We start from the raw sequence: 18,255 nt of genomic DNA, 5'->3' as shown, positions 1-18,255 counted from the left end.
CGAGTCGCGACTCAGACGTCGGCGACCTTGCGGCCCTTGTACTCGAGGAAGAGCTCGGTGCCCTGCGAGTCGGTGACGACCTTCGCCTGGTGCGGACGGCTGTAGACGACCTTGCCGTTCTCGATGGTCTTGACGAGCGCGGGAGCCTCCGCCTTCCACTGCGCGCGGCGCGAGCGGGTGTTCGAACGGGAGACCTTGCGCTTCGGGGGGTTACCGGCCATGACTAGCTCTCTTCTTTCTCGGCGGCGCGACGTCCTGTCGTGCCGTCTTGGTCTGTGATCTGCTGGAGCGCACTCCATCGAGGATCGATGGGAGCGGCCTGCTCCGTGCCGGCGCTCTCGGTCAGTCGCTCACCCGTTATCGGGTCGAGACCCGGGCAATCCGGCTGACACACCGGCTGAAATGGAAGCGACAATACGGCCGCATCCCTGACGAGAGTTTCAAGATCCACGTGGTCGTCTTGAACCTCGAAGTCAGTTTCTTCCTCACCAGGATACGCGAAAAGCTCCTGGAACTCGACTTCGACAGGCCGGGCGATGTCGGTGAGGCATCGTCCGCACACTCCCGTGTACTCCCCGTCGGCCGTTCCGGAGACCAGGATCCCCTCGTGGACCGACTCCAGGCGGACATCGATGTCGAGCTCCGACCCGGCGTCGAAGGCGACGATCCCCTCACCCCACGGTTCGTCAAGGGTCACCGTGAAGGCGTGCTCGCGCATCTCCCCCGGCTTGCGGACGATGTCTCGGACGGGAAGGACGAAGGGGCCGTTGTTGCGCGTTCTCACCCGGCCATGCTACCCGTCTGCACCTGCACGAGGGCCGAGTCGCAGACGGTAGCGGGGTCAGCGATGAGACCCGGCTCGACGTCGAAAGACGGAGGCGGCGGGACGTCAGATCCCGCGCGCGCCGGTGTCGAGGAACGCAGCCACCGCGGGAGGCACGAACGGGGACACATCACCGCCGAGACCGGCGACCTGACGCACCAGCGAGCTGGACACCATGGCGTGCGACGGATCGGGAAGCAAGAACACCGTCTCGATGTCGGCGAGGTGCCGGTTCACGATCGCCATGGGCGATTCGTATGCCACGTCGACCTGCGAGCGGATGCCCTTCACGAGCACACCGGCGTTGACGTCGCGCGCGTAGTCCACGAGCAGGCCCATGCTCCACGAGCCGACGATGATGTTGCCGTCCATGCCGTCTTCGGCGATGGACTGCTCGAGCAGCGACAGCCGCTGCGAGATCGGCAGCATCGCCTCCTTGCCCGGGTTGTGCACGACCAGGACGTGCAACTCGTCGTACAGAGCGGCCGCACGACGGATCACGTCGAGGTGACCCAGCGTCGGCGGGTCGAACGAACCAGGGACGACGGCGATCCGGCTGCTCACGACGACTCCTTCGACCCCTCGATACGACGCATGGTTCCACCCTAGGGCACGCCGTGATCAGTTCTTCGCGAGCGCCGCCCTGTCTTCGTCACTCACGCGGCGGGCGATCGCCTCGCGCAGGCCGGGGTGCGCATCGAGGTGCGGATCGACGGTCAGGATGCGCTCCGCGAGCTCGCGCGCCCTCACGATGAGCTGGGAGTCCTTGACCACCCGCAGCAGCTTGAGCGACGAGCGGACGCCGGCCTGCGCGGCCCCGAGCACATCGCCCTCGCCGCGCAGCTCGAGGTCGACCTCGGCCAGGGCGAATCCGTCGAGGGTCGCCGCCACCGCCTCGACGCGCTCCCGCGCCAGCGTCCCGGCCTCGGCCTCGGTGACGAGAAGACACAGCCCCGGCACGCCGCCTCGCCCCACGCGTCCGCGGAGCTGATGCAGCTGCGACACACCGAACCGGTCGGCGTCGAGCACGATCATGGTCGAGGCGTTCGGGACGTCGACGCCGACCTCGATGACGGTCGTCGCGAGCAGCAGGTCGATCTCACCGCGCGCGAAGGCCTGCATGACGGCATCCTTCTCGTCCGCCGGCATCCGGCCGTGCAGCACGGCCCTGCGGACCGAGCCCAGCGTCGGATGCGTCGCGAGCGCCTCGTCGAGTTGCACGACCCCCCAGCGCGGCCCCGCGGTCCCCTCGGGCTGCACCGGGAGCTGGTCGTCCTGCTCGACGGTCTTCTTGGCCGTGTCGATGGCCGCGCACACCGCGAAGACCTGGCGCCCCTGGGCGATCTCCTCCGCCGCGCGCTGCCAGACGCGGTTGAACCACGCGGGATGCTCGGCGAGCGGCGCGACGAAGGTCTCGATCCCGGCGCGTCCGGCCGGCATGGTGCGGATCACGGAGGTGTCGAGATCACCGAACACGGTCATCGCGACCGTGCGCGGGATCGGGGTCGCGGTGAGGACGAGGGCGTGCGGGCTCGAGCCCTTCGCCCGCAGCGCCTCGCGCTGCTCGACGCCGAAGCGGTGCTGCTCGTCGACCACGACGAGGCCGAGATCGGCGAACGTCGTCTTGTCGCCGAGGAGGGCATGCGTGCCGACGACGATGAGGGCCTGACCAGACGCCACGCGCAGGGCCGCCTTACGCCGCTCGGCCGCGGGCATCTGCCCCGTGAGGAGCGTGGGCATGAGCTCCGGGGCGAGCTGCGGTCCGAGCATCTTGGCGATCGAACGCAGGTGCTGAGCGGCGAGCACCTCCGTCGGGGCGATGAGGGCGGCCTGTCCTCCGGACTCTGCCACCTGCAGCATCGCCCGCAGCGCCACGAGCGTCTTGCCGGACCCCACCTCGCCCTGGACGAGACGGTTCATCGGCCAGGCACCGACGAGGTCTCGGGCGATCTGCTCGCCCACTGTCTGCTGATCAGGCGTGAGCGAGTAGGGCAACGCCGCGTCGAAGCGTTCGAGCAGACCACACTTCGTCGCCGGGCGGGGGGTCGCGGCGAGAGCGCGAACCGCGTCGCGTTGCTGCAGCAGCGCCGTCTGCAGGGTGAGCGCCTCGTGCATGCGCAGGGTGCGCACCGCCGGGTCGATGTCGTTGCGCGTCTTCGGACGGTGGATCTGCTCGAGCGCCTGACGAGCCGACAACAGTCCCTCACGCTCGCGGACCTCGGACGGCAGGGGGTCGGGGACGTCGTGCAACGCGTCGAGGACGCGGCCCACGAACTTCGCGATCTGCCACGTCTGCAGGCTCGCCGTGGCGGGGTAGATCGGAATGAGCGCAGCGGTCTTGGCGTCGGCCCTCCGCCGCGCGGCGTCTTCGTCGTCGAACAGCTCGTACTCCGGGTGGGCGAACTGCATGACACCGTTGAACTCGCCGACCTTGCCGGAGAACACGCCTCGACGACCCACCGCGAGTTCCTTGGCTCTCCACTCCGCCTGCGGCATGCCTTTGGCGAAGAACGTCAACGACATGCGGCCGATGCCGTCGCCGATCATGACCTCCACCATCGCCCCGCGCCTGTTGCGCATGGGTCGTGCGACGGATGAGAGCACTTCGGCCACGATCGTGACGGTCTCGCCGACGGGAAGCTCGCGGATCGGGGTCAGCTCTCCCGGGTCGGCATACCTCCGGGGATAGTGCGACACGAGGTCGCCGACGAACTGCATCCCGAACGCGCGCCCCAGGCTCTTCGCGGGAGCCGCGCCGAGCGCGTCCTCGAGCGGGGAATCGAGCGTGACCGGCATGCTCCGAGTCTAGGGAAGCCCGCCGACACGACGGAGCATCCGCTCTGCCGTATCGTGATCAGGTGACCAGGATCATCGCCGGCAAGGCACGGGGGGCGCGGCTGGACGTGCCGGGTTCCGGGACGCGTCCGACCAGCGACCGGGTGCGTGAGTCCCTCTTCGGAACGCTCGAGTCGGCGGATGCCATCATCGGCGCCCGCGTTCTCGATCTGTATGCCGGATCGGGCGCTCTCGGTCTCGAGGCTCTCAGTCGTGGTGCCGCCGCCGTGGACCTCGTGGAGCGCGGACGGCCTGCGGCTGCGATCGTCCGGCGCAACGCGGCCATCGTGGCGAAGGCCGGAGCACCCTCGACGGCACGCGTGCACGAGGTCGCGGTCCGCTCCTTCCTGCAGCGCGCGATCGGCCCGTACGACCTCGTGTTCTCGGATCCTCCCTACGATCTCGACGATGACGCGATATCGGGCGATCTGCGTGTTCTCGCTCCCCTGCTGTCGGCAGACGCCCTCGTCATCGTCGAACGGGCGCGCCGCTCATCGCCGCCGGACTTCGAAGCCGCCGGCCTCCGCCTCCTGCGGGAGAAGGGCTACGGCGACACGACGCTCTGGTGGGGAGAGCCGCACGGTGCCGATCAGGCCGGTCCGGACGCCTCGGTCTGACGGCATCCGACGCGCACTTTGTCGGGAGATGTCCCGTTCGTCGGTGTGAAACAGCGCGACACGCCGTGGATGCGCTCCCCGCTCCCGACAAAGCGACACGCCCGACGGCTCCGCGGGACGGACGGCGCCCGGAACGGACCGCACGGCACCACGGGACGGACGGCACGCCGACGACGGATGGCACGGCCCACGCGGTCAGCCCGCCGCAGCGTCCCAGTCGCGATAAGGATCCCAGCCGATGATGTCGGCGGGCTCGTCGTCGACCACCACGGCGGCATCACCGCGCGCACGCACCTCGCCGATCAGCCGGAACCCGGGAGGAAGCGCCTCGCCGCGGAAGGTGGCGAGCAGCGCGTGGTCCTCCCCTCCCGCCAGCGCGCGCTCCGGTCGTTCGCCGAGCGCATCGCTCCGGAGCGCGACGGTGACGCCCGACGCGTCGGCCAGGCGCCTGGCGTCGAGGGCGAGTCCGTCGGAGACGTCCATCATGGCCGTCGCGCCGGCGACGGCGGCGACGGGTCCCAGCCCGATCGGCGGAGACGGACGGAGCTGCGCAGCAAGTGCCGCCCGCTCACCCCGGCCGAGACGGCTCTGGTCGACGGGAACGGGCACATCACCAGCGCGGAAGCGTCCGAAGAGCACGGCGAGGCCCTGCGCGGCGAGACCGAGCTCTCCGGCGACGGCGACCCGGTCTCCCGCGCGCGCCCCTGACCGCGTCACCGGTGTGCGGCCTTCGAGGTCGCCGAACGCGGTGACGGCGACGGTGAGCACGTCGGAGACCGTGAGGTCGCCGCCCACCACGGCGCATCCAGGCGCGAGGGACTCGCAGGCGTCGCGCAGACCGTCGGCCATGCTCTCCACGAACGAGAGCCGAAGATCGCGCGGGACGGCCAACGCCACGAGGAGCCCCGTCGGACGCGCCCCCATCGCCGCCACGTCGGCGAGGTTGACGGCCGCGGACTTCCAGCCGAGGTCGTAGCCGCTCGACCACGCGAGGCGGAAGTCGGGTCCGTGCACCAGCGTGTCGGTCGTCGCCACCACGCTCCCCGACGGCGCCGCGATCACGGCGGCGTCGTCACCCGGCCCGAGCAGGGCATGCGCGCCAGGTGGCGTGCGGGCGAGGATCGCGCGGAGGATGTCGCCCTCGGAGAGATCCTCCAGGCGAGGGTCGGCGTCGTCGGGTCGGGAGGGCATCAACTCAAAGGTAGCCTGGAAGCATGCCCTTGATCCGTCGCCTGGCAACCCTCGCGGCACCTGTCGCCCTCGTCGCGGCCCTCACCGGATGCTCGACGACGATCCACCTCGAGGCTGCGGAGGACGCGAACAACCCCGCGTGCGCAGACGTGTCCGTACTGCTGCCGTCGGCGATCGGCGATCTCGAACGCGTCTGGACGGATGCGCAGGCCACCGGTGCGTGGGGAGACCCCACCGTGGTGCTGAAGTGCGGCGTTCCCGTGCCAGCCCCGTCCACAGAGCAGTGCACGACGATCGCGGGCGTCGACTGGCTCGTGCTGGCGCAGGAGGAGGAACGCCAGCGCCTCGTCACGTATGGGCGCGATCCAGCCGTCGAGATCGTCATCAAGCGCGGCGCGGAGATCGACTTCCGGTCCGTGGTCGAGACGCTGTCGACCAGCATCCAGTCAGGGTTGCAGCCGGCCACCGCGAAGTGCACGGAGCGCGTGGGCTGAGCGAGCTCCCACCGGTCGTCAGCGGCGCAACCCCGCCTCGATCAGCTCGGTGATGAGCTCGCCGTAGCTGAGCCCCGAGGCGACCCAGCACTTCGGGAACATGGAGATCGGCGTGAAGCCCGGCATGGTGTTGAGCTCGTTCACCACGAGCTCGCCCGAGGCCGTGAGGAACATGTCGACCCTGGCGAGGCCGCGACCGTCCACGGCCTCGAACGCGCTGATGCCGACGCGCTGCACAGCGGCGATCTCGGCATCCGTCAGATCAGCAGGGCACACGACGTCGACCCCGTCACCGCCGAGGTACTTGCCTTCGAAGTCGTAGAACCCGCGCGAGGTGAGCACGATCTCCCCCGGCAGCGACGCACGGACGCCGTCGGCCCCCTCGAGCACCGCCACCTCGATCTCCCGGCCCGAGACGCCGGTCTCGATGAGCACCTTGTCATCTTCGGCGAACGCGATCTGCAAAGCGGCATCGAGCTCTGCGGGACTCTCGACCTTGGACACTCCGACACTCGACCCGGCACGCGCTGGCTTGACGAACAGCGGGAGCCCGAGCTCAGCTGCCGCGGCCCGAACGCCGTCTGCATCCGTCTCCCACTGCCGCGAACGCACGGTCACCCACGGTGCGACCCGGATTCCCGCGGCCTGCAGCGCGATCTTCATGAAGTGCTTGTCCATGCACAGCGCCGAATCGAGAACGCCGCCGCCCGCGTACGGGATCTCCAGCGTGTCGAAGAAGCCCTGGATCGTGCCGTCCTCGCCGTGCGGGCCGTGCAGGATGGGCAGCACGACGTCGATCTCGCCGAAACCATCGGTCGAGCCGTCCGGTCGCACGACCCGAAGCATACGGTCTCCGCCGGGCTCCGGCCAGAGGATGCGCGTGCCGTTGTCGACGACCTCGGGGAGGTGCGCCGCATCGAGCGGGAACTTCGCGGGGTCGTCCTCTTCGAGGACGAACGCTCCCTCTCGAGTGATCCCGACCGGGATCACCTCGTAGCGGTCACGATCGATCGCGCCGAGCACCCCGCCCGCCGTCGCGGAACTGATCGAATGCTCGCTGGAGCGCCCGCCGAAGAGCACCACCACCTTCTGCTTGTCCATGGTTGGTCCTCTCCCCCTGCGGGGTGTCGTCGTCCGTCGTCAGATGCGGGGCGATGTCGCGCGGATCCATCTTGCCGTCGAGCACCATCTTCACCTGCTCGACGATGGGCATGTCGACCTCGGACTCGCGAGCGAGCTGCAGCACGGGAGCGACCGACGCAAGTCCTTCGGCCGTCTGCTGCATCTGCTTCACGACGTCCTGGAAGCTGTAGCCCTGCCCGAGCAGACGTCCGGCCGTGTTGTTCCTGCTCAGCGGGGACTGGCACGTGGCGATGAGGTCACCCAGCCCGGCGAGCCCCTGCAGCGTCTCGGGGTGCGCGCCGTTCGCCACGGCGAAGTCGGTCATCTCGACGAGGCCCCGCGTGATGATCGACGCCTTGGTGTTCTCGCCGTAGCCGACGCCGTCGACGATGCCGATCGCGACGGCGATGAGATTCTTCAGAACGCCGCCGAACTCGGTGCCCACCACGTCGGTGTTCACGAACGTGCGGAAGTACCTGTTGCGGGCCGCTCGCGCGATCGTCTCGGCGGTCTCCAGGCTCCGCGACGAGATCACGGCGGCGGTCGGCTGCTCCCTGGCGATCTCCAGTGCGAGGTTCGGCCCCGAGGCCACGGCGATCCGGTCGGGGTCGCAGCGCAGCTCCTGCTCGATGACCTGGCTCATGCGCAGGCCGGTCGACCGCTCGACGCCCTTCATGAGGCTGACGATCTTCACGTCGTTGTCGGCGAGCAGCGGGCGGAGAGCCTTGAGGTTCTCCCGGAGCGACTGACTGGGCACGGACAGGTACACCTGTTCGACGCCGTCCATGGCCCGGCCGAGCTCATGCGTCGCGGACATCGCTCGAGGCAGATTGATGCCGGGGAGATACCGAGAATTGCGCTTGGCTTCGTCGATCTCGTGCGCGAGCTCGGCTCGACGCGCCCACATCGTGACCTGTGCACCGCCGTCGGCGAGGATCTTGCCGAACGTGGTCCCCCAGCTCCCCGCTCCGATGACGGTCACTCGAGGGCCGGCGTGCGGAGTTCTCTTAGGAGTCAAGGCGACCGGTCTCCTTCTGCCCGTGCGACGCCGGGTTCCACCGCTCGGCGGGGGCCTTCTCACCGCGGATGTCTTCGAGCAGCGCGGTGATCGCGTTCATCAGCCGTGTGCTGGCCTCGGCGAGGGCCGCCGGCTCTCCGGCCCTGCCACGCAGGTCCGACAGATCGACGGGATTTCCGAGCACGACCGTGACAGGCTTGCGCAGGGGCCACAGGCTCAAGCCCTTCTGATACCGCCCCATGATCGCCTGCGTGCCCCACTGGGCCATCGGGATGAGGGGCAGGTCTCTGGCGAGGGCGAGCCGGACGGCTCCCGACTTGCCGCGCATGGGCCAGAGGTCGGGATCGCGCGTGAGGGTGCCCTCGGGATACACGATCACACCACGGCCGTGCTCGACGAGCTCCGTCGACTGGCGGAGCGTCTGCTTCGCCGCCGCAGCCGACGAGGACCGCGCGACCGGGACCATGCCGGTCGAGCGCAGCACCCATCCCAGCACGGGAACGCGGAACAGGCTCTCCTTCGCCATGAACCGCGGGGCCCGTCCCATCCGCCACACCGCCACCGCGACGATGAGCGGATCGAACTCCGAGTAGTGGTTCGGGGCCAGCACGAACGCGCCGTTCGCCGGCAGCTTCTCGCGTCCGACGATGCGGATCTTCGCGAGGAGCGACACCAGCGGGACGACGATCACCGCGAGCGGCCAGAAGAGGCTGGGCCGCCGCCGTTCCGACCTGGGGGCCATGGAGGTCACCGGATGACGTCGAAGTCGGCGCCGAGGGCGTCGAGCTTGGCGAGGAACTTCTCGTATCCGCGGCTCAGGATGTCGACGCCGGAGACGCGCGACTCACCGGTCGCCGTCAGCGCGGCGATGACGTGGCTGTAGCCTCCGCGGAGATCGGGGACGACGATGTCCGCCCCGTGCAGCGGCGTCGGGCCGGTGATGACGGCGGCCTGCTCCAGCTCGCGGCGCGCGACGCGACGCGGACCGTCCTGAAGTCCGTGCGGATGCACCACGATGTCAGCACCCATCTTCACGAGCGCCTGGGTGAAGCCCATGCGATTCTCGTAGACCGTCTCGTGAACGACCGAGCGCCCGTGCGCCTGCGTGAGTGCGACGACGAGCGGCTGCTGCCAGTCGGTCATGAATCCGGGGTGGACATCGGTCTCCACGACCACGGGCTTGAGCTCTCCGGCGCGCCGGAAGAGGATGCCGTCCTCCTGGATGTCGAACCAGCCGCCGGCCTTGCGGAAGACGTTGAGGAAGGTCAGCATCTCCTGCTGCCGGGCCCCGCCGACGAAGATCTCGCCATCGGTCGCCAGGGCTGCGGATGCCCAGGATGCCGCCTCGTTGCGATCGAAGATCGAGCGGTGGTCGTACCCTCGCAGCGACTCGACGCCCTCGATGAGGATGACCCGGTTGGGCTCGTAGGAGATGATCGCGCCCATCTTCTGCAGCACGGCGATCAGGTCCATGATCTCCGGCTCGATGGCGGCGTTGCGGAGCTCGGTCACGCCCTCCGCGCGGACAGCCGTCAGCAGCACCTGCTCGGTGGCGCCCACGCTGGGGTACGGAAGGTGGATGTTCGCGCCGCGGAGACGTCCGTTCGGCGTCGAGAGACGGATGCCGCTCGGCAGCTTCTCGACGACCGCGCCGAACTTGCGCAGCGCGTCGAGGTGGAAGTCGATGGGGCGGTCGCCGATGCGGCATCCCCCCAGGTCGGGGATGAAGGCCTGGCCGAGGCGGTGCAGCAACGGGCCGCAGAAGAGGATCGGGATGCGCGAAGCGCCCGCGTGCGCGTCGATCTCCTCGAAATGGGCCGACTCGACACCGCTCGGGTCGAAGACCAGCGAGCCCGGCTCGTCGCCGGGGGTGACCTGCACGCCGTGAACCTCGAGCAGCGAGCGCACCACGGCGACATCGCTGAGATCGGGCACATCGCGCAGCGTGCTCGACGTCTCGCCCAGCAGCGTCGCGACCATCGCCTTCGTCGCGAGGTTCTTCGCCCCCTTGACGTCGACGCGACCGCGCAGCGGACGCCCGCCTCTGATGGCGATGACGTCTCCGGTGAGAGCCGGGGCTCCGTCCGGTAGAGCGTCGCGCACGGGTGTCGTCATTCGGAGCCTCACTTCAGATCTGCGGTTGGGGGCGGGTTGCCCTTCGACTCGCCCGCCCCCGCCGTGTCACTGCACGGGAAGGGTCCGGGGGCGCCACGACTCTCGTCGGGCCTCGAACTGCGCGATCTTGTCTTCGTTGCGCAGCGTGAGCCCGATGTCATCGAGCCCTTCGAGGAGCCGCCATCTAGTGTAATCGTCGATCCCGATGTCGGCCTGGATGCCGCCGATCGTCGCGGTGCGCTCGACCAGGTCGACCGTCATCTCCGTACCGGGGTTGCGGTCGATCTCGGCCCAGATGCGCTCGAGGTCCTCTTCCGAGATGGTCGCGGCCAGCAGGCCCTGCTTGCCGGAGTTGCCGCGGAAGATGTCGGCGAAGCGCGGGCTGAGCACGACCTTGAACCCGAAGTCGCGCAGTGCCCACACGGCGTGCTCCCGGCTCGACCCCGTGCCGAAGTCCGGCCCGGCGACGAGCACGGTCGCCCCCTGGAACGGCGCCTGGTTCAGCACGAAATCGGGGTCCTGCCGCCACGCGTGGAACAGCGCGTCGTCGAATCCGGTCTTGGTGACACGCTTGAGGAACACCGCGGGGATGATCTGGTCGGTGTCGACGTTGGAGCGCTTCAGCGGGGCCGCGACGCCCGTGTGCGTGGTGAACTTCTCCATCAGTTGCTCTCCTTCGCCTCGGCACCTGCGCCGATCAGGACGTCGTCGGTCAGGTCGCTGGGGCTCGACAGAGTGCCGCGGATCGCGGTCGCCGCGGCGACCAGCGGCGACACGAGGTGCGTGCGGCCTCCCTTGCCCTGCCTGCCCTCGAAGTTGCGGTTCGAGGTGGATGCGCACCTCTCCCCTGGGGCGAGCTGATCAGGATTCATGCCGAGACACATGGAGCAGCCGGCGAAACGCCACTCGGCCCCGAAATCGGTGATGATCTTGTCGAGACCCTCTGCCTCGGCCTCCAGCCGAACGCGGGCAGAGCCGGGGACGACCATGACGCGCACGCCGTCGGCCTTCTTCTTGCCCTTGATGATCGACGCGAACGCCCGCAGGTCCTCGATGCGGCTGTTCGTGCACGACCCCATGAAGACCGCGTCCACCGCGACCTCCTTGAGCGGCGTGCCGGGCGTGAGGTCCATGTACTCCAGCGCCCGCTCGGCGGCGGCGCGCTCGTTCGGGTCGTCGAAGTCGGCCGGGTCGGGCACGGACGCCGACAGCGAGCTGCCCTGTCCGGGGTTCGTGCCCCACGTGACGAACGGCTCGAGCTCGTCTGCGTCGATGAAGACCTCGGCGTCGAACACCGCCCCCTCGTCGGTCGGGAGGGTGCGCCAGTAGGCGACGGCATCCTCCCAGTCCTGGCCCTTGGGTGCGTGCGGCTTGTCCTTGACGTAGGCGAAGGTCGTCTCGTCGGGGGCGACCATGCCGGCGCGGGCTCCTGCCTCGATCGACATGTTGCAGATGGTCATGCGCCCTTCCATCGACAGCGCACGGATCGCACTGCCGCGGTACTCGAGCACATAGCCCTGGCCTCCGCCCGTTCCGATCTTGGCGATCACGGCGAGGATGATGTCCTTCGCGGTGACCCCGGGCTTCAGCGTGCCCTCGACGTTGATGGCCATGGTCTTGAAGGGCTTCAGCGGCAGCGTCTGGGTGGCCATGACGTGCTCGACCTCGCTGGTGCCGATCCCGAACGCCATGGCGCCGAACGCCCCGTGCGTCGACGTGTGCGAATCGCCGCACACCACGGTGATGCCGGGCATCGTCAGACCGAGCTGGGGCCCGACGACGTGCACGATGCCCTGCTCTGAGTCGCCGAGCGAATGCAGGCGGACGCCGAACTCCTCGGCGTTGCGGCGCAGGGTCTCGATCTGCGTGCGGCTCGTCAGATCGGCGATGGGCTTGTCGATCGCGAGGGTCGGGGTGTTGTGGTCCTCGGTGGCGATGGTCAAGTCGAGGCGCCGCAGCGGGCGTCCCTCGGCGCGCAGACCGTCGAACGCCTGCGGGCTCGTGACCTCGTGCACCAGGTGCAGATCGATGTAGATGAGGTCGGGCTCGCCGTTCTCACCCTTGACGACGAGGTGGTCCTCCCAGACCTTCTCGGCCAGGGTTCGCTTGCGTGCGGGAACGGCATCGGATGCGGGGGTGTTCATTGCGTGTCTCCTGAAGCTGGCGGTTCGGCCCACAGTGGACTCCGCGACGAGGAGGGGCTCAGAACGAGGTCTCGTCGCGGCCGCTAAGAAGAAGGAGCTCGGTCCGCATGACGTCAGATTACCACCGCTTCAGCCCGAGGCGCGCCGACGTGACACGCTACACACACCTGACCAGCGAGAGGCACCAGCATGACCGTCGACACCGCCAGCTTCTTCACCCGGGCCGTTCACGCGGGCCGCGGCCAGCAGCCGGCTGCCTCGCGCGCGACTCCGATCTATCTCACGGCGGGCTTCGAGTTCGAGGACTTCGACCACGCCGCGAGCCACTTCGGCACCGGCGCCGGGTTCGGCTACACCCGCACGGGCAATCCGACGGTGCAGGCTGTCGAGCGCCAGCTGGCGGCGCTCGAGTCGGGCGCCGACGCGGTTCTGCTCGGCAGCGGCCAGGCCGCGATCGCGACCGCCCTGCTCACGGTCGCCGGGGCCGGCGATCACATCGTGTCGTCGACGCACATCTACGAGGGCACGCGTGGCCTCCTGCTCGACAACCTGTCGCGGCTGGGGATTGAGACGACCTTCGTCGACGACATCGCCGATGGCGATGAATGGCGGGCGGCCATCCGCCCGAACACGAGGGCCCTGTTCGGCGAGTCGATCGCGAACGCCCGCAACGACGTCCTCGACATCGCCGCCGTCAGCGCGATCGGAGACGAGTACGCCATCCCGCTCATCGTCGACAACACTCTCGCGACGCCTTTCCTCGTGCGCCCGATCGAGCACGGCGCCGCCATCGTCGTGCATTCGGCGTCGAAGTTCCTCGCCGGGCACGGCTCGGTGCTCGGCGGCGTGATCGTCGACGACGGACGCTTCGATGCGGCACGCGCAGGCCACAACGCCCCGCACCTCGTGCTGCCCGGGCGCGGCGGGCTGGCGAGCGTCGCAGAGCGCCACGGCTCGCGAGCGCGGGGCGCCTACGCGCGGGAGTCCGTCGCTCCGAGGTTCGGCGCCTCGCCGTCGCCCTTGAACGCGTTCCTCATCGGACAGGGCGCGGAGACATTGGGGCTGCGTGTGGAACGACAGTCTCGTTCGGCGCTCAGCATCGCCCGCTGGCTCGACGCGCACGACGACGTGGAGAGCGTCGACCATGTCGGCCTGGAAAGCCATCCCCACCACGCCACAGCGCTCCGTTACCTCGACGGCGGGTTCGGCTCGATCTTCACGTTCACCCTGCGCGGCGGGCTGGAGGCTGCGCGGCACTTCGTCGAGAGCGTCGACGTGTTCACCCACATGACGCATATCGGCGATGTCCGCTCTCTGGTGCTGCACCCCGCTACCACGAGCCACGCGTACCGCACGGAGGAGGAGCGCGAGGTGCTCGGTGTCCGCCCCGGGACCCTGCGACTGTCGATCGGCATCGAAGACCCCACGGACCTCATCGCCGACCTCGACCGCGTGCTCAGCGGCGTGCGGGAGGTCGTCGCATGAGCCGCCTGCAGCACTTCGGATGGTTCCTCGCCAGAGGCTTCGGTCCGCAGGGGTGGGGATATCCGTCGTGGGAGTGGGACTACGACTGGACGCGGCCCGACGTCTACCAGGAGGCGGCCCGCACTCTGGAGCAGGCGGGGTTCGACCTGGTCATCATCGAGGACGCCCCGTCTCTCGGATCGCCCGAGACCATCGACCTGCGTGTGCGCCACGCCTTCGGCGGGCCCAAGCACGATCCGCTTCTGCTCGCGCCGTATCTCTTCCAGGCGACTCGGCACCTCGGCGTCGTGCCGACGGTTAACCCCGCGGCCGTCCTTCCGTACACGGCGGCGCGTCAGTTCGCGACGCTGCAGCACCTGAGCGGTCACCGCCTCGGACTCAACGTCGTGACGGACACCGGCAGCGCTCGCCACTTCTCCGACGCACCGCAGCTCGGTCACGATGAGGCGTACGACCGCGCCGAGGAGTGGCTCGCCGGTGTCCGCTCCCTGTGGCGCAGCTGGGACGAAGGCGCACTCGTGGCCGACCGCGGCTCCGACGTGTACGCCGACGGCACCCGCATGCGGGCCGTGCGGCACCGCGGCGACCATTTCGCGTTCGACGGCCCGCTCAACGCGCTCCCCTTCGAGCACGGCGAACCGGCTATCGTCTCGCCGGGGGGCTCCGGTCGCGGGCTGGCCTTCGCGGGGGCCAACTCCGATGTGCAGCTCGCGCTCGCGCCTCTGACCGAGCAATCGGTGCGGGCTTATCGGTCGAGGATCCACGAGGCCGCCGTCGGCGCGGGGCGCCGACCGGACGACATCAAGATCCTGTTCGCGATCCAGCCCGTCCTCACCGGCTCAGCGGAAGAGGCGGACCGCATCGTGGCGGCGTCCGCCGATCCCGACGACACGGTCCTGCTGCAGATCGCCCGCAAGCAGTCCAGTGATCTGGAGACGGATCTCACGGCGCTGGATCTCGATCGTCCGCTCGACCCGTCGATCTTCGGGGGGCATGTCAGCCGAGGCAGCATCCAGCGCCTCATCGGCGACCGCGGAGAGGACGCGCCCCTCCGCGCACACCTGGCCGCGCTCGCGCGCGCCGGCCGGATCTCCGACCGCAGCGGCTTCGTGGGCACGGCCGAGGAGTTCGCCGACCTCATCGAGGAGCTGGGCGACTGGGGGAACGACGGAGTGCTGCTGTGGGGCGACTTCCACCCCGTGACGCTGCATCGCACGCTCGACGAGCTCGTGCCGGTGCTGCGTCGCCGCGGAATCCTGCGCCGCGAGTTCGCGGACGGCGGCCTGCAGGCGAACCTGCGCTCCTTCTGAACGCAGGTTCACCCGTCGCACTCACTCGCCGACGGCTGCCCGCTCCGCCCGGTTCTCGCGAGACGAAGCCACGAGGCTGGCGATGGTCGCCACCGCCATAGAGACGACGATCACCGTCAGCGACAGCCAGATCGGGATGTCCGGCGCCCAGTCGATGTGCTGGCCGTTGTTGATGAAGGGCAGCTCGTTCACGTGCATCGCGTGCAGCACGAGCTTGATCCCGATGAACCCGAGGATGACCGCGATGCCGTAGTGGAGGTACCGCAGCCGGTCGAGCAGGTCTCCCAGCAGGAAGTACAGCTGGCGGAGGCCCATCAGGGCGAAGATGTTCGCGGTGAAGACCAGGAAGCTGTTGTGCGTGATGCTGAAGATCGCGGGGATCGAGTCGATCGCGAACATGAGATCGGTGACACCGATCGCGACGAAGACGATGAGCATCGGCGTCCAGACCTTCTTGCCGTCGACGACGGTCCGCAGCTTGTTGCCGTCGTACTCGTCGCTGATGTCGATGCGACGGCGGAGCAGCCGCACGATGAAGTTCTCGCGCTTCACCTCCTCATCGTGATCACCCTCAGGCATCGCCTGCTTGATGGCCGTCCAGATCAGGAACGCACCGAAGATGTAGAACACCGGCGAGAAGTTCTCGATGATCGCGACGCCGAGCAGGATGAAGACGCCTCTCAGGACGAGCGCGATGATGATGCCGACCATGAGCACCATCTGCTGCAGGCGCCGCGGCACGGCGAACTGCGCCATGATCAGCACGAAGACGAAGAGGTTGTCGATGGAGAGGCTGTACTCCAGCGCCCATCCCGTGAGGAACTCCCCCGCGTACTGCCCGCCTGCGAAGAAGTACAGCAGTCCGGCGAAGACGAGTGCGAGGCCGACGTAGAAGACGACCCACAGGGTGGATTCCTTCGTCGACGGGATGTGGGGGCGGAACTTGGCGAGCAGCAGGTCGCCGACGAGGATGAGGACCAGGACGACGAGTGCGCCGATCTCGAACCAGACAGGGATGTTCACGGGTGCGCGGCACCTTTCGGGAGGGACGGGAAGAACCGAAAGTCTCTCCCCCGCACGAAGTGCGTCGCGCGCCCGGAGCAGCGGTGACGATGCTCGTGATGACGTTGCGCGCGGTGATGGGATACTCCCTCTCGCTCACGCCATCCTACCGGAGCGCGGCCGCGGGCGCGTAACCGCCGTCACGGCGGCCGCATCCGTGCGACCGGTGCTCGGCCCATGACGGACGTCACGGAATCTGAGACGATGAGGCTCCCGGCGACACCATCGGGTGAGAGACACACCGAACGGAACCAGGATGCCCGTGCAGACGAGTGACCACAGCTGGACGGCACGCGCCGCGGCCGGCGACGAGAACGCCTTCCGCGAGCTGTATCGCGCGTACGTCCGTCCTGTGTACTGGATCGCCCGCGGCATCCTGTCTTCAGCTCCGGATGCCGAGGACGTGACGCAGGAGACCTTCGTGACGGCCTGGCGCAAGCTCCCCGGTTTCGAGCTGCAGGGCGACTCGCTGCTGCCGTGGCTGGCGACGATCTGCCGCTTCCAGGCGGCGAATCGCCTGCGCCGCCTGCGGCGCGACGAGGCGCACACGGCCGAGGCGATGCACGACGCCGACATGCCTGCGACGATCAGCGTCGAGGACCAGGTCATCACGACGGCCCTCGCCGAACGCATCGCGCGGGAGGTCGGGACCCTCGGCGAGCTGGACAGAGAGATCTTCCGCCTGTGCGCCGCCGAGGGGTACGCCTACCAGGCCGCCGCGGACGAGCTCGGAGTCAGCCATGCCGTGGTGCGGAACCGTCTCTCGCGAGTGCGCACGCAATTGCGCGGTGCCGTCAAGGAGGCGAGCGACGCATGAACGACAAGATCGATCTGACGGGCGAGACGGATCAGCCCGACCTGCCCGAGCTCTCGGACGCGACGGTCGCGCGGATCGAGTCGGCGGTCTTCGCCGAGATCGCGCGCGATCGGGCCGGCACCACGGAGAGAGCCGACCTGCGCCGCACGAGGAGACGTCGGTGGTTCACGGCTGCGGGCATCGCCGCCGCGTTCGTCGCCGGCGTGCTCGTGACCCCTCCCCTCCTCGGCACGCTCGGCGGATCGGTGACGGCCACCTCCGGCGGAAGCGTGGTCGACAGCAGCACCGCGGAGTCATCCGGCGTCGCGCCGTTGACGGACTCAGCTGAGAGCACCGACACCGCACGCGGCGGACAGTCCGCAGCCTATTCGCCGGAGAGCGGCCGCGACATCATCGCGACGGCCAACGCCACGATCGAGGTCGCCGACGTGTCGAAGGCCGCCGACGAGATCGCTGCGCTGGCGGAGGCGCACGGAGGGTACGTGGAGAGCACCGAGATCGGGAAGTCCTCGCCCGCCGACGCGGCGACATCCACGTCTCCGGCACCGGCTGATCCGGGCTACGGGTGGATCAGCATCCGGGTCCCCTCCGCCGACCTCACCGCCGTGATCGACGACCTCAGCGACTCAGGAGAAGTGCTGTCGTCGTCGATCTCCAAGCAGGACGTGACCTCCACCGCCGTCGACCTGCGCGCCCGCGTCGAGGCGACGAGGGCTTCCGTGCAGCGGCTGACCGAACTGATGTCGCAATCGGGCTCGGTGTCGGAGCTCATCGAGGCCGAGGTGGCGCTCACCGACAGGCAGGCGCAGCTGGAGTCGTACGAGCAACAGCTCACCATGCTCGAGGATCAGGTGGCGATGTCGACGCTGCAGGTTCAGCTCACCCGCCCCACGCCCCAGGCCTCGGCCGATCCCGCGGGATTCGGCGACGGCCTTCTCGCCGGCTGGAACGGGCTGATCGTGTCGCTGAATGCCCTGGTCGTCGCGCTCGGCTTCGTTCTGCCGTGGCTCGCGATCGCCGCAGTGGTGTTCATCGCCGTCTGGATCATCCGACGCGTGCGTCGTCGCCGGCGGGCCGCCGCGGAGCAGACGCCCGACTCGGAGTGACCAGAGCCTCGGGCGAGGAGCGGCCGTCCGCGCCGCGACGACCGCTTCTCCTGTGATTTTCCGCGATATACAAGAGGTCTTGTGGGTCTGGGCAACCGGTCGTAGCGTGACTTCTC

The 18,255-nt window shown here is 69.0% G+C and carries 18 protein-coding genes; 6 read left to right on the top strand and 12 right to left on the bottom strand.

Annotated elements, in window-relative coordinates:
* Positions 1 to 11: 11 nt before the first annotated feature.
* From rpmF to AB663_RS11495, 4 genes are all read right to left on the bottom strand, one after another.
* Positions 12 to 221, bottom strand: coding sequence for a 50S ribosomal protein L32 (gene rpmF / locus AB663_RS11510; RefSeq protein WP_013586329.1), 210 nt, complete (start codon positions 219 to 221; stop codon positions 12 to 14).
* A 2-nt stretch (positions 222 to 223) separates the two neighbouring features.
* On the bottom strand, positions 224 to 718 hold the full coding sequence (locus AB663_RS11505) for a YceD family protein (RefSeq protein ID WP_067202631.1): 495 nt from the start codon (positions 716 to 718) through the stop codon (positions 224 to 226).
* 171 nt (positions 719 to 889) lie between these two features.
* The gene (coaD, locus tag AB663_RS11500; protein ID WP_067199092.1) at positions 890 to 1,387 is read right to left on the bottom strand and encodes a pantetheine-phosphate adenylyltransferase; all 498 of its coding nucleotides are present in this window, start codon (positions 1,385 to 1,387) and stop codon (positions 890 to 892) included.
* Positions 1,388 to 1,444: 57 nt separating this feature from the next.
* Positions 1,445 to 3,619: an ATP-dependent DNA helicase RecG gene (locus AB663_RS11495; protein ID WP_067199091.1), complete on the bottom strand. Its 2,175-nt coding sequence runs from the start codon at positions 3,617 to 3,619 to the stop codon at positions 1,445 to 1,447.
* A 62-nt stretch (positions 3,620 to 3,681) separates the two neighbouring features.
* On the opposite strand from AB663_RS11495, the gene rsmD reads away from it, so the two are divergent.
* Complete coding sequence (rsmD, locus tag AB663_RS11490; RefSeq protein WP_067199090.1) at positions 3,682 to 4,275, top strand: 16S rRNA (guanine(966)-N(2))-methyltransferase RsmD; 594 nt, start codon at positions 3,682 to 3,684, stop codon at positions 4,273 to 4,275.
* 195 nt (positions 4,276 to 4,470) lie between these two features.
* On the opposite strand, the gene thiL is transcribed toward rsmD, so the two are convergent.
* Positions 4,471 to 5,466 carry a thiamine-phosphate kinase gene (gene thiL / locus AB663_RS11485; protein WP_067199088.1) on the bottom strand — a complete coding sequence of 332 codons (996 nt, stop codon included), beginning with the start codon at positions 5,464 to 5,466 and terminating at the stop codon, positions 4,471 to 4,473.
* Positions 5,467 to 5,489: 23 nt separating this feature from the next.
* Here thiL and AB663_RS11480 point away from each other — a divergent pair, with 23 nt between their 5' ends.
* Positions 5,490 to 5,960 carry a DUF3515 family protein gene (locus AB663_RS11480; protein ID WP_067199086.1) on the top strand — a complete coding sequence of 157 codons (471 nt, stop codon included), beginning with the start codon at positions 5,490 to 5,492 and terminating at the stop codon, positions 5,958 to 5,960.
* 18 nt (positions 5,961 to 5,978) lie between these two features.
* Here the strand turns inward: AB663_RS11480 and AB663_RS11475 are convergent, their stop codons facing one another.
* The 6 genes from AB663_RS11475 to leuC form a co-directional block, all read right to left on the bottom strand.
* The gene (locus tag AB663_RS11475) at positions 5,979 to 7,061 is read right to left on the bottom strand and encodes a D-alanine--D-alanine ligase family protein (RefSeq protein ID WP_067199084.1); all 1,083 of its coding nucleotides are present in this window, start codon (positions 7,059 to 7,061) and stop codon (positions 5,979 to 5,981) included.
* Positions 6,961 to 8,100: an NAD(P)H-dependent glycerol-3-phosphate dehydrogenase gene (locus AB663_RS11470; RefSeq protein WP_067199082.1), complete on the bottom strand. Its 1,140-nt coding sequence runs from the start codon at positions 8,098 to 8,100 to the stop codon at positions 6,961 to 6,963. The genes AB663_RS11475 and AB663_RS11470 overlap by 101 nt, the downstream gene beginning before the upstream one ends.
* Positions 8,090 to 8,842 (bottom strand): lysophospholipid acyltransferase family protein, encoded by a 753-nt coding sequence (locus tag AB663_RS11465; protein ID WP_067199076.1) that lies wholly within the window; start codon positions 8,840 to 8,842, stop codon positions 8,090 to 8,092. The genes AB663_RS11470 and AB663_RS11465 overlap by 11 nt, the downstream gene beginning before the upstream one ends.
* A gap of 5 nt (positions 8,843 to 8,847) precedes the next feature.
* The gene (gene murA, locus AB663_RS11460; RefSeq protein ID WP_067199073.1) at positions 8,848 to 10,215 is read right to left on the bottom strand and encodes a UDP-N-acetylglucosamine 1-carboxyvinyltransferase; all 1,368 of its coding nucleotides are present in this window, start codon (positions 10,213 to 10,215) and stop codon (positions 8,848 to 8,850) included.
* 66 nt (positions 10,216 to 10,281) lie between these two features.
* A complete protein-coding gene (gene leuD / locus AB663_RS11455; RefSeq protein WP_067199071.1) occupies positions 10,282 to 10,878 on the bottom strand; it encodes a 3-isopropylmalate dehydratase small subunit in 597 nt (198 codons plus the stop codon).
* Positions 10,878 to 12,359, bottom strand: coding sequence for a 3-isopropylmalate dehydratase large subunit (gene leuC / locus AB663_RS11450; protein WP_067199068.1), 1,482 nt, complete (start codon positions 12,357 to 12,359; stop codon positions 10,878 to 10,880). Before leuC ends, leuD begins: the two co-directional genes overlap by 1 nt.
* Before the next feature lie 189 nt (positions 12,360 to 12,548).
* Between leuC and AB663_RS11445 the strand changes: the two genes are divergently transcribed.
* Entirely contained in the window at positions 12,549 to 13,844 is a 1,296-nt protein-coding gene (locus AB663_RS11445; protein ID WP_067199066.1) for an O-acetylhomoserine aminocarboxypropyltransferase/cysteine synthase family protein, read from the top strand.
* The gene (locus AB663_RS11440) at positions 13,841 to 15,154 is read left to right on the top strand and encodes an LLM class flavin-dependent oxidoreductase (protein WP_067199061.1); all 1,314 of its coding nucleotides are present in this window, start codon (positions 13,841 to 13,843) and stop codon (positions 15,152 to 15,154) included. The genes AB663_RS11445 and AB663_RS11440 overlap by 4 nt, the downstream gene beginning before the upstream one ends.
* Positions 15,155 to 15,175: 21 nt before the next feature.
* Here the strand turns inward: AB663_RS11440 and AB663_RS11435 are convergent, their stop codons facing one another.
* Complete coding sequence (locus AB663_RS11435) at positions 15,176 to 16,177, bottom strand: TerC/Alx family metal homeostasis membrane protein (protein WP_067199059.1); 1,002 nt, start codon at positions 16,175 to 16,177, stop codon at positions 15,176 to 15,178.
* 295 nt (positions 16,178 to 16,472) lie between these two features.
* Here AB663_RS11435 and AB663_RS11430 point away from each other — a divergent pair, with 295 nt between their 5' ends.
* Positions 16,473 to 17,033 (top strand): RNA polymerase sigma factor, encoded by a 561-nt coding sequence (locus AB663_RS11430; RefSeq protein WP_067199058.1) that lies wholly within the window; start codon positions 16,473 to 16,475, stop codon positions 17,031 to 17,033.
* Entirely contained in the window at positions 17,030 to 18,139 is a 1,110-nt protein-coding gene (locus tag AB663_RS11425; protein ID WP_067199056.1) for a DUF4349 domain-containing protein, read from the top strand. Before AB663_RS11430 ends, AB663_RS11425 begins: the two co-directional genes overlap by 4 nt.
* Positions 18,140 to 18,255 lie beyond the last annotated feature (116 nt).

This window comes from Microbacterium sp. XT11 (assembly GCF_001513675.1).
GTDB lineage: Bacteria > Actinomycetota > Actinomycetes > Actinomycetales > Microbacteriaceae > Microbacterium.
Note: the sequence above shows the minus strand (reverse complement) of the source record. Positions and strands in the feature narration are given on the sequence as shown.

Excerpts from the sequence above, each read along its gene's own strand:
- rpmF (WP_013586329.1), bottom strand. The coding sequence starts at position 221 with ATGGCCGGTAACCCCCCGAAGCGCAAGGTCTCCCGTTCGAACACCCGC.
- AB663_RS11505 (WP_067202631.1), bottom strand. The coding sequence starts at position 718 with ATGCGCGAGCACGCCTTCACGGTGACCCTTGACGAACCGTGGGGTGAG.
- AB663_RS11495 (WP_067199091.1), bottom strand. The coding sequence starts at position 3,619 with ATGCCGGTCACGCTCGATTCCCCGCTCGAGGACGCGCTCGGCGCGGCT.
- thiL (WP_067199088.1), bottom strand. The coding sequence starts at position 5,466 with ATGCCCTCCCGACCCGACGACGCCGACCCTCGCCTGGAGGATCTCTCC.
- AB663_RS11480 (WP_067199086.1), top strand. The coding sequence starts at position 5,490 with ATGCCCTTGATCCGTCGCCTGGCAACCCTCGCGGCACCTGTCGCCCTC.
- AB663_RS11475 (WP_067199084.1), bottom strand. The coding sequence starts at position 7,061 with ATGGACAAGCAGAAGGTGGTGGTGCTCTTCGGCGGGCGCTCCAGCGAG.
- AB663_RS11465 (WP_067199076.1), bottom strand. The coding sequence starts at position 8,842 with ATGGCCCCCAGGTCGGAACGGCGGCGGCCCAGCCTCTTCTGGCCGCTC.
- murA (WP_067199073.1), bottom strand. The coding sequence starts at position 10,215 with ATGACGACACCCGTGCGCGACGCTCTACCGGACGGAGCCCCGGCTCTC.
- leuD (WP_067199071.1), bottom strand. The coding sequence starts at position 10,878 with ATGGAGAAGTTCACCACGCACACGGGCGTCGCGGCCCCGCTGAAGCGC.
- leuC (WP_067199068.1), bottom strand. The coding sequence starts at position 12,359 with ATGAACACCCCCGCATCCGATGCCGTTCCCGCACGCAAGCGAACCCTG.
- AB663_RS11445 (WP_067199066.1), top strand. The coding sequence starts at position 12,549 with ATGACCGTCGACACCGCCAGCTTCTTCACCCGGGCCGTTCACGCGGGC.
- AB663_RS11440 (WP_067199061.1), top strand. The coding sequence starts at position 13,841 with ATGAGCCGCCTGCAGCACTTCGGATGGTTCCTCGCCAGAGGCTTCGGT.
- AB663_RS11430 (WP_067199058.1), top strand. The coding sequence starts at position 16,473 with ATGCCCGTGCAGACGAGTGACCACAGCTGGACGGCACGCGCCGCGGCC.
- AB663_RS11425 (WP_067199056.1), top strand. The coding sequence starts at position 17,030 with ATGAACGACAAGATCGATCTGACGGGCGAGACGGATCAGCCCGACCTG.